1 protein-coding gene is annotated in these 241 nt (G+C 74.3%); it reads right to left on the bottom strand.

The window, feature by feature from the left end:
- Positions 1 to 177 (bottom strand): NAD(P)-binding domain-containing protein (locus AC1RO3_RS09395; protein ID WP_481764153.1); only part of this gene is annotated, 177 nt, incomplete at its 3' end.
- Between the last annotated feature and the right edge of the window lie 64 nt (positions 178 to 241).

Raw genomic sequence — 241 nt, 5'->3', positions numbered from 1 at the left:
CGTGTCCGCGGCGGCCACGGCGTCCGCCGCCGAGACCGCGACATGTGCGCCGCGGCGGCCGATGGTCTCGGCCGGCTCCGGTGAGCGGTTCCAGACGGTGACGGTGTGGCCGGCGTCGATCACGTGCGGGACGAGCTCGCGGCCCATCCGGCCGAGCCCGAGGAATGCGATGTCCATGCGCCCACTCTCCACCGTGGAGAGCGCGGACGGAACCCGGGAGGCGGGGCGGAAGACCTGAACC

Source organism: Dellaglioa sp. CoH-57-MRSF-19, from assembly GCF_056781975.1.
This window is presented reverse-complemented; position numbering and strand designations above follow the sequence as displayed.